The sequence below is a fragment of the Caldifarcimen microaerophilum genome, assembly GCF_055387105.1.
Genome location: NZ_AP038914.1, coordinates 1,126,035 through 1,138,953, shown reverse-complemented (window position 1 = coordinate 1,138,953; position 12,919 = coordinate 1,126,035). Strand labels below are relative to the sequence as shown.

Annotated in this window: 14 protein-coding genes; 1 reads left to right on the top strand and 13 read right to left on the bottom strand. The window is 60.3% G+C overall.

Going from position 1 to position 12,919, the window contains the following annotated elements; translation table 11 throughout:
- Positions 1 to 9: 9 nt before the first annotated feature.
- The 11 genes from AC6HU3_RS05350 to AC6HU3_RS05300 form a co-directional block, all read right to left on the bottom strand.
- Positions 10 to 810, bottom strand: a complete 801-nt coding sequence (locus tag AC6HU3_RS05350; protein WP_497536267.1) for an aspartyl protease family protein — start codon at positions 808 to 810, stop codon at positions 10 to 12.
- A gap of 158 nt (positions 811 to 968) precedes the next feature.
- The gene (locus AC6HU3_RS05345; protein WP_497536266.1) at positions 969 to 1,319 is read right to left on the bottom strand and encodes a HepT-like ribonuclease domain-containing protein; all 351 of its coding nucleotides are present in this window, start codon (positions 1,317 to 1,319) and stop codon (positions 969 to 971) included.
- Positions 1,316 to 1,708 (bottom strand): nucleotidyltransferase family protein, encoded by a 393-nt coding sequence (locus AC6HU3_RS05340; protein ID WP_497536265.1) that lies wholly within the window; start codon positions 1,706 to 1,708, stop codon positions 1,316 to 1,318. The genes AC6HU3_RS05345 and AC6HU3_RS05340 overlap by 4 nt, the downstream gene beginning before the upstream one ends.
- Positions 1,709 to 1,771: 63 nt before the next feature.
- On the bottom strand, positions 1,772 to 2,446 hold the full coding sequence (radC, locus tag AC6HU3_RS05335) for a RadC family protein (RefSeq protein WP_497536264.1): 675 nt from the start codon (positions 2,444 to 2,446) through the stop codon (positions 1,772 to 1,774).
- A gap of 159 nt (positions 2,447 to 2,605) precedes the next feature.
- Complete coding sequence (locus tag AC6HU3_RS05330) at positions 2,606 to 3,010, bottom strand: type II toxin-antitoxin system VapC family toxin (RefSeq protein ID WP_497536263.1); 405 nt, start codon at positions 3,008 to 3,010, stop codon at positions 2,606 to 2,608.
- The gene (locus AC6HU3_RS05325; RefSeq protein ID WP_497536262.1) at positions 2,985 to 3,224 is read right to left on the bottom strand and encodes a ribbon-helix-helix domain-containing protein; all 240 of its coding nucleotides are present in this window, start codon (positions 3,222 to 3,224) and stop codon (positions 2,985 to 2,987) included. Before AC6HU3_RS05325 ends, AC6HU3_RS05330 begins: the two co-directional genes overlap by 26 nt.
- Before the next feature lie 137 nt (positions 3,225 to 3,361).
- Entirely contained in the window at positions 3,362 to 4,903 is a 1,542-nt protein-coding gene (locus tag AC6HU3_RS05320) for a bifunctional shikimate kinase/3-dehydroquinate synthase (RefSeq protein ID WP_497536261.1), read from the bottom strand.
- Entirely contained in the window at positions 4,903 to 5,991 is a 1,089-nt protein-coding gene (locus tag AC6HU3_RS05315; RefSeq protein ID WP_497536260.1) for an LptF/LptG family permease, read from the bottom strand. Before AC6HU3_RS05315 ends, AC6HU3_RS05320 begins: the two co-directional genes overlap by 1 nt.
- Before the next feature lie 4 nt (positions 5,992 to 5,995).
- Positions 5,996 to 6,742, bottom strand: a complete 747-nt coding sequence (locus tag AC6HU3_RS05310) for a hypothetical protein (RefSeq protein WP_497536259.1) — start codon at positions 6,740 to 6,742, stop codon at positions 5,996 to 5,998.
- The gene (gene lepA / locus AC6HU3_RS05305) at positions 6,739 to 8,523 is read right to left on the bottom strand and encodes a translation elongation factor 4 (protein ID WP_497536258.1); all 1,785 of its coding nucleotides are present in this window, start codon (positions 8,521 to 8,523) and stop codon (positions 6,739 to 6,741) included. Before lepA ends, AC6HU3_RS05310 begins: the two co-directional genes overlap by 4 nt.
- Before the next feature lie 182 nt (positions 8,524 to 8,705).
- Positions 8,706 to 8,951 carry a T9SS type A sorting domain-containing protein gene (locus tag AC6HU3_RS05300; protein ID WP_497536293.1) on the bottom strand — a complete coding sequence of 82 codons (246 nt, stop codon included), beginning with the start codon at positions 8,949 to 8,951 and terminating at the stop codon, positions 8,706 to 8,708.
- A 68-nt stretch (positions 8,952 to 9,019) separates the two neighbouring features.
- On the opposite strand from AC6HU3_RS05300, the gene AC6HU3_RS05295 reads away from it, so the two are divergent.
- Positions 9,020 to 11,029, top strand: a complete 2,010-nt coding sequence (locus tag AC6HU3_RS05295; protein ID WP_497536257.1) for an LVIVD repeat-containing protein — start codon at positions 9,020 to 9,022, stop codon at positions 11,027 to 11,029.
- Between the two features lie 157 nt (positions 11,030 to 11,186).
- On the opposite strand, the gene AC6HU3_RS05290 is transcribed toward AC6HU3_RS05295, so the two are convergent.
- Both AC6HU3_RS05290 and AC6HU3_RS05285 read right to left on the bottom strand, forming a co-directional pair.
- Positions 11,187 to 11,468 (bottom strand): DUF167 domain-containing protein, encoded by a 282-nt coding sequence (locus AC6HU3_RS05290; protein WP_497536256.1) that lies wholly within the window; start codon positions 11,466 to 11,468, stop codon positions 11,187 to 11,189.
- Positions 11,465 to 12,382 carry a methionyl-tRNA formyltransferase gene (locus AC6HU3_RS05285; RefSeq protein ID WP_497536255.1) on the bottom strand — a complete coding sequence of 306 codons (918 nt, stop codon included), beginning with the start codon at positions 12,380 to 12,382 and terminating at the stop codon, positions 11,465 to 11,467. The genes AC6HU3_RS05290 and AC6HU3_RS05285 overlap by 4 nt, the downstream gene beginning before the upstream one ends.
- Between the last annotated feature and the right edge of the window lie 537 nt (positions 12,383 to 12,919).

Here is a 12,919-nt window from a genome sequence, read left to right as displayed (position 1 = left end):
GTGGGGCAATTACGCAAGAACGAACACCTCCCCTTCCCGCTTATGAAACCACCACCGCAAACCACTCTTTAGCATAGCATTTGCTCCAAAAACGATATCTATCCGTCGTTGCACTGCTTCCTCCACATTGCTCAAGTTCACGGGAATTCCATCAAATGAGGGGATTTCAATCTCTCCCATCCGTAATCCGCTATACGAGTGAATGACCTGCATGTGTTGAGCACCGGTAGCATCTCTGACCTCCATTTCATACCCCGCCTCCGCTTGAAGGTCATTTCCCTTGACACGAGCATGATTGATCAGCGATATCCCGGCCCCAGTGTCAAACAGGGCATTGACCGACTTCCCCGCTGCCTCCATCTTTATGATACACAAGCCGTTCTCGAGAAACTCTGCCGCTACTCTTTCCCAACCTGTGCCTTCAATTCTCTCACAGGGCAAACACCCCAGAAGACGGAAATCGTAAATCACCCCTTGACCAAACAATTCTTGCCCGCTTAACACGATATCGGCCTCAAAGGGAAGCACGCCCTCGTCTTTGTACACTCGTGCCCGTACCTTTGACAAGGTGAGCCCTATAAACTCAATATCCACAGAAACCATCTCAAAGTCTCGATCCCCAAATGCACTGCGCACTGTAACCTTTCCTTCTCGTGTCAATCCGCTTGCCACCGTTGGCGATACAGTCGCAAATGTCGCAGCCGTATCCAATTGAGCCAATGTGTCGTGACCATTCACCCGGGCAGGAGCAAAAATTTTCAGTTCGTGGATTGTGAAAGGTACCATCTGTGTTGTATCAATTTTGTGCATTACTTGCCTCCATGGTTCCATTGCGTCCAACAACAGCGTCAGCGGCGCGGCGTCGCCGTCCTGTTACCACCGCTGGCGAAGCCAACATCACCCGAAATTCCTCCGACATTGGCGCGCGGCAAAACCACGTCTGCGGGATATACGCACAACACCCCGCTTCAGTGGTTGAGTTCATCCAGCATTCTCTCCAGGGCTTCTATCAAACCGGGAAGGTCTTCCTGGAGTGTGCGCCATACAACCTTAAGATTCACCCCAGCATAATCGTGAATCAGCTTGTCCCGCATTCCGGCAATTACTCGCCAGGGTACCTCGGCGTGACGTTCTTTCCATTCCTGGGGCACTTTTTTGGCTGCTTCTCCGATGATTTCCAGTGCCCTGATCACCGCAAATTGGGTTTTCTCGTCTGCCTCAAACGCCGCATAGTCCATCCCCTCAACGAAATTCAGTGCTTTTTGAGCGCCTGCCAGCATGTCTCGTATGTAGGTCCTGAAGTTGCGCTGCTTGCTCATACTTCCTGCGCCTCGCGCAAGATGGATTCACGGAGTTCCGGTTTGAGGTTTTCTTTCATCACAAGGTCCACCTTCACTCCCAGTGTTTCGCTGAGAAAGAGCTCCAGGGCGATCAATTGGAATAGCGTGGGGGCAGATTCAAACGTAACCAGGAGGTCAAGATCACTTTGCGGTCCTGCTTCTCCACGCACATATGATCCGAAAATTTCAAGGGAGTGGACACCGTATTTTTCTCGCAGCGAAGGAAGGAGTGCCCGCAGTCTGGTGCGGATTTCTTCCAGCGGGAGCCCGGGGTTCCTCCCGGGGGGTTCGTGATCCGGTGCGACAGAAGTCCGATGGGACACGCCCTCGTCCCTGTTCCTGACCTCACGCCGGGTGTGATCGCCCATCGCCCCAATTATACCCGGCGCATGTGGGGTTGTCAAGGTCTGGATGTCCCATCAAAAATTCGTTCACGCGTTGAACGGGGGATAGCCCTGTTCCCGGAAGGAGATCCAGCCCTCCGCGGTCACGATGATATGATCCAGCACTTTGATATCCAGGAGTTTTCCGGCCTCCACCATCTGGCGGGTGATGGCCAGGTCCTCCCGGGAAGGGGTGAGGCTCCCCGAGGGGTGGTTGTGGGCCAGGATGATGGCTGCTGCCCGATCCGCGATGGCCGGGGCGAACACCTCCCGGGGGTGGATGGGGGAGGTGTTCAGGAGTCCCCGGGAGATTTCGTGGACGTTCAGCACCTCATGGGCTCCGTTCAGCGTGAGACACAGGACGTGCTCCTGCTTCCGCTTTGCGATGTGGAACACATAGGGCAGGGCGTCTTCGGGTTTCAGGATGCGGGGACGGACCCCCTGGAACCGACGGGCGAGTTCAAAGGCCGCCACGATCTGGGCGGCCTTGGTCTCTCCCACGCCGGGGATTTGTGCAAAGTCCTCCACCCGCCACCGGGGAAGATCGGGGCCCGCCTTCTCCACGATGGTCCGGGCGAGGTCCAGGGCACTTTTCCCCTTCACGCCCGTTCGGAGGAGCACCGCCAGGAGTTCCTCCGTGGACAGGGCTTCCGGACCCCGCTCCACCAGTTTCTCCCGGGGGCGTTTGAAGGCGGGAAGGTCCCGAATGCGCTTACGGGGCATGGGAGCTAATCCTTTTCCTTATGGCTTTTCCGATAGAAAACCATCGCGGCGCAGGCACTGGACAGGCGGATAGAGTGATCCACCCATTTTTCAGGAGAGGGCATGGATGAAGAAACGAGCGATCTCTTTTCTTTCCCGGAAACATGGGAAGCATAAAGTCTACATGATTTGGATTTGGAGCCCTCGCCTCGATGCCCTGAGAAGATCCCGGTCCGTGGTATAGATCTCGGTTGCTCCCCCATAAATGAGACTCTCCAGAATTAGTGCGTCCATCAGGGGTATCTGTAACGAGTGAGATGTGGCTGCGGCCCGTTGAGCCAGAGCACCATCCTCCATCTTCACGATGTGAAAAATCAGAGAAATTGTGTCCACAAATTCTTTCAATTTCTTCTTTGGCACACCCTGACGGAAGCCAATACGGTAAAACTCTGCAATGCTCAAAATAGAAAGCACAGGAGCCCTTTCCTGATGTTCAAGAATATCCATGATTCTCTGCCCTCGATCCGGATCGGTGAGCAAAATCCACAGAATTCCTGTGTCAAACTCTGCGATCGTTGCATGCACGTTCCAGATCCTCAAGAATTTCTTCCGTGTTGATATGTTGAAGCGAACCCACATGGGCTTTTAGCTTTTCAAGGGCTTTCTCCCGCTGGATGGTCTGGAAATACCTCTCCACGGCCTCCGCGATTAACTGACTGAGCGGAATCCCGGTCCTTCGCGACAGGTCCCGAACCCTTTCTTCCAGATATTTTCGCATGTGGATGGTCACCTTGCCCATGTTCTCACCTCCCGGGCAAAATCATACATCCCCATCCCGGACTTTTCAACCAGGGTAACTGACCTTCGACAAAAGTTCTGACCCCCCACCCCGACCCTCCCCTCGACGGGGGAGGGAGTACAAATCCACCTACGGTTTCAAGGTGTTTTCTCCCCTCCCCTGGTGGGAGGGGCTGGGGGAGGGGGAAATGTCCGAACTTCCGGCCGAGAAACAAACGCACGGAGGGTGTCCACCGACACGGGAACACGGACGGGTTCCCCCCACCGCCGGAGGAGGGGAAGGCTCACCTCCTCTCCGGTGCGCTTCTTGTCCATGCCGACAAAGGAGGCAACCCCCTTCCGGTCGGCGTCGGGGAGCACACCGAGCCGGGTGAAGAGATCCTCCAGCACCTCCGGAATTCCGGGATCGGTCATCCCCAGCTCCACCCCCAGCCGGGCTTCTGCCACCATTCCCCAGGCCACCGCATGGCCGTGGCGGATCCGGAAACCCGACGCCGCCTCCAGGGCGTGCCCCAGGGTGTGCCCCAGATTCAGGGCAAAGCGTTCCCCGGTCTCCTCAAACGGGTCTTTCCGGACAAAGGAGAGTTTCGCCTCCACCGCCAGGGGGACCCAGCGGATCGCACCGGCATAGGAAGGCTGCCGGAGGTCCCGCACCACCTCTTCCGCAAGGTCCGGAAAATCCGACCGGGTGAGGGCCAGGCCCTTGAGCAGTTCCACCACCCCTTCCAGCCAGTATACCCGGGGAAGGGAGAAAAAGAACCGGGGGTCCACATGCACCGTCCGGGGGAAACGCACCACGCCCAGCAGGTTTTTCCCCCGGAGGTTCACCCCGGTTTTTCCGCCGATGTGGGCGTCCACCGCGGCCAGGAGGGTGGTGGGCACGAGGTCCACCGGCATGCCCCGGGCAAACAGCGCCCCGACCAGCCCGCCCAGATCTCCCAGCACCCCGCCTCCGGCAACCACGAAGGGCGTGCGCCGGTCCGCCCCCCGACGGACCAGTTCGGCGGCGATCCGCTCCACCCCCCGCAGGGATTTGAACCGCTCTCCCGGGGGATAGAGGATCACGTTTTCAGCGGAGAGAAGCCCCGCCCAGAGGCGGTGGAGGTGGGGATGGGTGAGGAGAATCCCGTCAAGACGTTCCAGGTCCCCCAGGACCACGGGGTGGGGATCCCGGGTGACGGTCTCGGCGTCTTTGAGGCGCAGACGGGCAAGCACCGAAGCCCCCGTACGAACGGGGGGGCCCGAAGCGTCCACCCGGGGATAGCGGGCATAGAGGGGCCGGCGGGTGTGGAGGAGCTCTTCCAGTTTCGGAAGAAGGGGACGGTCTTTCCGTCCGGCAAGGCGTTTCTGGAGAACGGAGAGGGGGGCCTCCAGCACCACCACCGAAAACCCCGCCCGGTCCAGGGCTTCCCGGTTTTCGGGGGCCACCAGGGTCCCGCCCCCCAGGCTGAGGACCGCGCCGTCTACCATCCGGTCCAGCACCGAACGGAGGACGTCCTTTTCGATGCTGCGGAAGGCGGGTTCGCCTTCTTCCCGGAAGATGGCGGGGATGGACCGCCCGGTCCGGCGCACGATCTCCCGGTCCAGATCCACGAAAGGAAGCCCCAGGAAAGAGGCGAGACGACGGCCCACGGTGGTTTTGCCCGTCCCCATCATGCCCCAGAGGGCGAGGCGAACCATCAGAACCTCCGGTGGATGCGATAGAACTGCACCGCCCCCAGCAGGAAGAACACGCCGTTGGGGAGCCAGGCGGACACGAAGGGGGGAAGCCGGCCGGTCTGGCCGATGATCTGAGAGGTCTGGAGCAGGGTCCAGTACACAAAGGCAAAGATCAGGGACACACCGAAGCCCCAGGAGCGTCCCCGCCCCCGGCTTTCCAGAGCGAGAGGAAAGGCAAAGAGCATCAGGATCACGTTGGCAAAGGGAAAGGCGATCCGCATGTGGAAGGCCACCCATTCCGCGTGGCGTTCCAGGCCCGCGGCCTGTTTGAGACGGATCACGTCCAGGATCTCCCGGAGGGTGAGTTCCTCCAGTTCATCCGGGCGCTTCAGAATCTCCCCGGGGGTGATGGTGAGTTCGGGAAAGTCCCGGACGGGAAAGCGCTCCACGAAGGATGTGTCCCCGTAGTGCTGGACGGTCCCGGCGAAGAGGCGCCAGTGGCCCGAATCGGGCTGGAAACGGCCTTCCCGGGCCACCAGCACCCGGTGGAGGCGTCCGTTCTGGATCTCATAGATCATCACCCCCCGGCCCCAGTTTTTCGTGGCATCCAGATAGGCGAAATAATAGATGCGTCCCGCCCGGTCAAAAAAGGAGACCTCCCGGGCCTCTTTGAGAAACCGCGGGGTTTTTCGCTTCAGAATCCGCTCGTTTTTGAAGTCTTCCCCGAACCGGGTGGCCCGGGGGGTGATCTGGTCGGCCACCCCGAAGGCGAGGAGGGTGTGGAGAAGACTGGCCAGAAAAAGGGGAAAGAAGATCCGGAGGGTGGACACCCCCGCACTGCGGATGGCCAGAATCTCAAACCGCCGGGCCATTTCCCCAATGGAAAAGAACACACCCAGAAGTTCGCCCATGGGAAGGAGGAGAACGAAAAGATAGGGCACCAGCGTGGCGTAATACACCAGGAGATCCCGGGGATGGGCCTTTTTGTCAATGTAGGTGTCGATCCGCTCAAAGAAGTGGACCACGAGATAGAGGAGGAGGATCCCCGCAAGAACCACGATGAACACGGAATAGAACCGCCGCAGGAGATAGCGGTCCAGGAGTTTCACGGGGTCAGATTCCGGCCCGGTGCCGGGCGAAGGCTCGCTGCAGATGGTGGTATTCGTCCATCATCCGGCGGTTGCGCAGGCGGTGGGCCAGCCGCAGGCCGAGTTCCTCCCAGGGATGGGGTTTGAGAAGGGCATACCGGAGATACACCTCGGCAAGAAGGGGATCGTGATCCAGCCGGAGGGCCTGGGAGATGGCCCGCCCCATCATGGTGTGGGCTTCCCGGGTGCGCCCTTCCAGGGCCAGGGCGATGGCCATGTCTGCCCGCAGGAGAGGGACCAGATGCCGCATCCGCAGGCGCACGCCGTGCTGGAGGGTTCGGGCCAGGGCATAGAGTCCGCCGCTGGATCCCCCCTCGAGAAGGGCCAGACCGATCTCCCGGAGGGCCCGGATTCGGGAACCGGGGCGGCGTTCAAACCGGCTGTAGTGGAGGGTGTAGCGGGCATAGGCGGGGAGTTTGGACCAGTCCCGCATCATCCGCACCGCCCGGAGGGCCCGCCAGCCCAGGCGACTCCGGGTTCCGGGCATGTTTTCCCGATAGATTTTCCCCAGCACCTTCAGGGCAAAGGAATATTCCCCCAGCCGTTCGGAGAGGAAGTCGGCCAGGGAGAAATAGGCGGTGATCCGGATGACGGGGGCCTTCTCTTCCTCGGCCAGGTCCGCGGCCTGAAGATAGAGTTTCAGGGCTTCCAGCCACTCGCCCCGCTCTTCCAGATGCCGGGCACGCAGAAGCAGGGCCTCGCTTTTCCTCATCCCGACTCCACCTCCAGAATGGCGGTGAAGGCTTCCTGGGGAAGCTCCACCTTCCCGATCTTCTTCAGACGCTTTTTGCCCTCTTTCTGGCGCTCCAGGAGTTTGCGCTTGCGGGTCACGTCGCCTCCATAGCATTTGGCGGTCACATCCTTCCGGAGGGGCGGGATCCGTTCGCTTGCGATCACCTTTTTGCCGATGGCGGCCTGCACCTTCACCTCAAAGAGCTGGCGGGGCACCACCTTCCGGAGGCGGGAGACCAGTTCCCGGCCCACGTAATAGGCTTTCTCCCGGTGGACCACCACCGCCAGGGCCTCCACCGGTTCCCCGTTGAGAAGGATGTCCAGACGGACCAGGTCGGACGGCCGGAAATCCAGGGGCTCATAATCCATGGAGGCATAGCCCCGGGTGAGGCTTTTGAGTTTGTCAAAGAAGTCGAAGATCACCTCGGCCAGGGGGAGTTCGTATTCCAGCAGAACGGTGCGCTCATCCACGTAGTTCATGGTTTTCTGCACTCCCCGGCGTTTGTGGGCGAGTTCCATCACGTTTCCCACGTATTCCGCCGGGGTGATGATCTGCATATGCACAAAGGGCTCATAGGCTTCCTTGTAGTCGTTGGGGAAATCCTTGGGGGAGTGGATCTCCACCAGGTCCCCGCTCCGGGTTTTCACCCGATAGGTCACGTTGGGGGAAGTGACCAGGATCTCCAGGCCGAATTCCCGTTTGAGGCGTTCCTTCACGATTTCCATGTGGAGCATGCCCAGGAAGCCCACCCGGAACCCCAGCCCCAGGGCAGGGGAGTTCTCTCCTTCAAAATAGAGGGCGGCGTCGTTCAGGCGCAGTTTCTCCAGGGCTTTCTGGAGGAGGGGGAAGTCGGAGGGGACCAGGGGATAGAACCCCGCATACACCATGGGTTTGGGCTCCCGGAAACCGGGGATGGGATCGGTGGGGTTGCGGGCATCCAGCACGGTGTCGCCCACCCGGGCATCCCGGATCTCCCGGATGGCCGCGGAGAAATAGCCGATTTCGCCGGGATACAGGGCGTCTTTGCGCTCCAGTTTTCCAGGGCGAAACACCCCCACCTCCGTCACCTCATAGCGTTTTCCGGTGGAGGCAAACTGGATGGTCATCCCGGGCTTCAGCACCCCCTGGACCACCCGGATGTAGGGGATCACCCCCACGTATTCGTCGAACCGGGCGTCAAAGATCAGGGCCTGGAGAGGAGCGTCTTCCTCCCCTTGGGGGGGCGGGACCTTTTTCACCACGGCATCCAGGAGTTCCCGGACCCCCTGGCCCGTTTTGGCCGACACCAGATAGATCTCGTCGTCGCCGAGAAGGTCCTCCAGCTGGTGGCGGACCCGGTCCACTTCGGCGTTGGGCAGGTCAATCTTGTTGATGGCCGGAATGATCACCAGGTTCTGTTCCAGGGCGTGGTACAGGTTGGTCAGGGTCTGGGCTTCCACCCCCTGGGTGGCGTCCACCAGCAGGATGGCCCCCTCCACCGCGGCGAGGGAGCGGGACACCTCATAGGTGAAGTCCACGTGCCCCGGCGTGTCAATCAGGTTCAGGACGAAACGCTGGCCACCCGTTTCGTATTCCATCCGCACCGGGTGCATTTTGATGGTGATCCCCTTCTCCCGCTCCAGGTCCATGGCGTCCAGGACCTGCTCCTCCCCTTCCCCCAGGTGGAGGGTGTGGGTGATCTCCAGAAACCGGTCGGCAAGGGTGGACTTGCCGTGGTCAATGTGGGCAATGATGCAGAAATTCCGGATATGTTCGCGCATACACCGCTCCTTCCCGCGTTGTGCCGTGTGGCGTTAGTATACAGCACACCTCCCGTGTGGTCACGATCGGGACCTGACGTCCGAACTTGAGGGCGTTTCAGCAGTTTTACCGGTAGAAAACCCCCTTGAACAAACCGGGGCGGGATGAATCCCGCCCCGGAGAAATACTTTCGCAATTCAGGTCAGGGGAGAACCAGTTTTCCCTTGACGTTTCCGCCCACCTTCAGGAAAAACACGCCGGAGGGGAGGCCCTGAAGAGAAATCACCTTGCTTTTTGTTTCGTGGGAGACGGGAAGGTCGAGGATTTTCTGTCCGAGGGCGTTATACAGCGCTACATTTCCGGCAGCCCCCCGTGTGTTGTAAAATCCCGCGCCCTGCGGAGTTTCAAGATGCCCGGCGTGGCCCTCGGGGAGGTTCGCTGTCCCGATCTCGGTTCAACCTTGATGATTTTCCTTCCAGAGGCTATACTTTTCTGGAACCAAGCAGGAGGTGGGCCATGTGGATGGTTCTCTTTGCGGTGATCGAACCGGTGGGGGTCTGGCCCTACGCCGCCTTCAACGCCGTGGCCCCCGATCCTTCGGATTCCACCCTCTTCCTTGGCTCAGGCGCCGGGGTGTGGGTTCTCCAGAGCCCGGGAGGCAACACCTATCACCGCATCGGCGAAATCCGGGACATCGGGGACGTGGTGGGCGACCTGAAACAGGATCCATCCCTCCAGCACCTGTTTGTTCTCTCCTCTTCCCTGAACATCTATGATGTTTCCAGTCCGGAAACCCCCGGGCTTCTTTCCCGCACGTCACTTCCTCAAAGGGGATATGCACTGGACCTTGAAGGGTCTCTGGCTTACCTTGCCCTGGGCACCTCCGGCATGAAGATCATGGACGTCTCGGATCCTTCCAATCCTTCCTGGAGAGGGACCTTCACCCCGCCCGAGCCCGTCGTGGATCTTGACGTTCGGGATACGATCGCCGTTCTCCTGGGGAGCCCCTCACCGCAGAGTGCCACCCTGTATTTCCTCAACGTTTCCAACCCCGATCAACCGACCCTCTCCGGCACACTGGATTTTGCATGGGTGATCCATCGCCCCGATTTCGCCCTGCGGGACACCTTTTTGCTGGTCCTTGCCAACGAAACCCTGTCGGTGTATTCCATCGCCCAACCGGCATCTCCCGTGCTTTTGAATCAGATCCCTCTCCTGTATGCCACCCATCTGGCCCTCTCAGGAGACACCGCCTATGCAGGCGGGGGAGGGCGCGGCTGGATCGAAGTGTGGACGGGGTACTGGTTGCTGGACCTTTCCACGCTCCCGACCGTCTCCGTTCTGGACGGCGCCATCAACCAGATGATGGTGATTCCCCGGCGGGTGGTTGCTGCGGGTGGCAAGGCGTTTGTGGTGGATGGGAACCTCCATATCCTGGAAGGCCTGCAATCTGTCGGTGATCTCCCTTCGCCGGGATGGGGAACGCTGGATCTTGCGGTGAAGGATGGCTGGGCCTACCTCTCAGAAGGCGGAGCGGGCATTGAGATTCTGGATCTCTCCCATCCCGCATGGCCCCGATCCCTGGGACGCTGGTTTTCCAGTTACGGAGGCAATATGTTCCATCTGTCCATTCACGGACCCTGGCTGTTTTCGGTGGTGTGGTCTTTTGATCCGGATATGGGGTATTTCTCAAAACTGGTGGCGCTGGACGTCCGCGATACCTCGGGTCCCGCGGGGCAATGGAGCCTGGACCCCTATCCCCTCAACATCCAGGGATACGCGGTTTCGGGGGACTCTCTCTTTGTGGTGCTGCGGGGGGATTCCCTTGTGGTGTTTTCCCTCCAATCCAATCCCCCCTTCCCCCTGCTGGCCGAAGCCACGCTCCCCTTTCCCTGCCGTACGCTTGCACTCCAGGACACGCTGGGTGTGGCAATGGCCGGGACCACCGGGGTCGGAATCCTGAGTTTGCGTGATCTCGAACATCCACAGCTTCTCAGCGTGATCCATACGGGCGGGGAAGCGCGCACAGGAACACTTTTGGGGAGCGTTCTTTACATTGCGGACGGATCAGCAGGACTTCAGGTGTATTCCCTTGTCAACCCCACTCTTCCCATCAAGGTGGCCCATCTCCCTGTGCCCGCCGAAGGGATGGAGGTTGCCCCACCCTATGGGGTGATCTGGAACCGCACGGAGTTTTATCTTCTGGACATTTCGGATCCGGCAGATCCCCGGATACTGAATTCGTACAGTGACGGAGGGGAGATTGAGCGTGTTGCTCTTGTCCCTCCATACCTTTACCTTGCCCGTCGCGAGCGGGGCATGGCGATCCTGCACTTTACAGAGACGGGCGTTCGGGAAATCCCTCATGCGCTGGTTCTTCGACAGGATGCGTCCCTCCCCAATGGGGGCCGCCTTGTGGACCTTCTGGGCCGACCGGTCCGCCATTCTCATCTCAGGCCTGGTTCTTATTTTCTGCTTTCCGAAAAGGGGCGTGTGCGCCCCCGAAAGGTTGTGGTTATCCGATAAAACATGATTGGGGCGATGCCAGGGGATAAGCCGTTCATAAAAGACTGCTTTTTCACGAAAATAAGCGGGTTCACTGCGTCGAGGAGGGGACGAGGCATCACGCTGCAACTCGACAAGAAGCAGGACAACCGTGAACAGCATCCTGTCCCCCTCAGGATCAGCGGGAAACCGCCCGCTGGATCCTCTCCTTCAGCGCCTCCGCCGACAGCCCCGACACCTGAATGACCTTTTCTCTTCGCGTGCGGGTGGAGGGCACGAGATGGAGGTCCGATCGGTCCACCCCGAGCACCCGGGCCAGAAAGCGGAGGACTTCCTGATTGGCCTTCCCTTTCTCCGGAGGGGCGGCCACATCCATCAGGATCATCCCGTCCTCCCGGATCTCACGGATGCGGGTTTTCCCCGCACCCGGCCGGACTTTCACCGTGATGGACGCCTTCATCCCCGGAACCCCCGCAGAAATTCTTCGGCCGTCATGGCACGCCTGCCTTCCACCTGGAGTTCCCGCACTTCCAGCACACGGTCCGGATCCTCCAGACCCAGCACCAGCCGATCCCCCACCCGTGCGGGCTCCCCCACCCCCGGATGGGGGAAGCCTTCGCGGGGGATCACCCGAACCCGGAGAAGTTTCCACACCTTTCCCCGCACCCGGGCCCGGACACCGGGCTGGGGTGAAAAGGCGTGGATACGCCGGGCCAGGGCTTCGGGGTCTTCCCCCCAGTCCACCCAGCGCTCTTCCGGCCGGATTTTGGAGGCAAGGGTCGGTTCCCCCTCCTGGGGCATGGGCTCCGGGGCCCTGCCCGCCTGAAAGAGTTCAAGATACCGCAGAAACAGCCGGGCCCCGGCCTCCACCCACCGGTCCCAGTGATCCCCTTTCGTGAGGTGAACGTCGTGGGGCCAGCCCTCCATGAGCAGCCAGGGCCCCGTGTCCATCCCCTCATCCATCACCATCAGGGTCACACCCACCGCCTCGTCCCCTGCCTGAAGGCTTCGCTCCATGGGGGCTGCACCCCGCCAGCGGGGAAGAAGGGAAGGGTGGATGTTGAGGGGGAGATGCCGGGGAAGTTCCAGCACCGCGGGCTTCAGGATCACCCCATAGTCGCACACCAGCAGGAAGTCCGGTTCCAGACGGGAGAGGGCCTCCAGAACCTCTGGATCGTGGGGTTTTCGGGTCTCAAAGAGGGGGAGTCCCCGCTCCCGGGCCACCACCGCCTGAGGGGTGGGCTGGAGTTTCTTTCCCCGGCCCCGGGGAGCCGGCGGAGTGGTGACGATCCCCACAGGCCGGAACCCTTCTGCATCCAGCCGCTCCAGCACCGCCTGTCCATACGGACCGCTGGAGAACACAAGGACGCGCATGGTCACGGATCTTCCAGATGAAGATAATTCCAGGTCCTGTCACCAGTAGAACGAAAAGCCACCAGGACCCTTCCCTTTGGGGAATTTTCCGGGAAAACTTCAAGAGGTTCTGGGGCCATGATTCGGATCTCGTAGGCACCGTTTCCGGGAAAACGGAGCACCCCTTCCATGTGAAACCGAAGACGCCATGCGGTTGATCCTGTGGTGCTACTCGTGGGGAAAAACACAAATGTTCCGCTTCCCTCGAAGATGCAACAGCGGGTCTGAAGGCCACATGCCTGCCATTTCACCTCCACCAGTCCCCGACGTTCGTCCTCGTATTTCCATTGGGCAAGGGTGTCTCCCCTGCAGGAGCGAAAACGTACCTCTCGATGGTCCCATACGACCCGGGTCGCCATACTGTTCAACAGAATCAGAGAGGCTTTTCCCGGTAAGGTGTCCTGATCAGTGATCTGTACACGCCCCTGCACTTCTGGCCCACGCCCCCGGTCCTCCCCCTTCATGTGGCACGTTAGATTTCCTCCCCCCTTCGGGGGA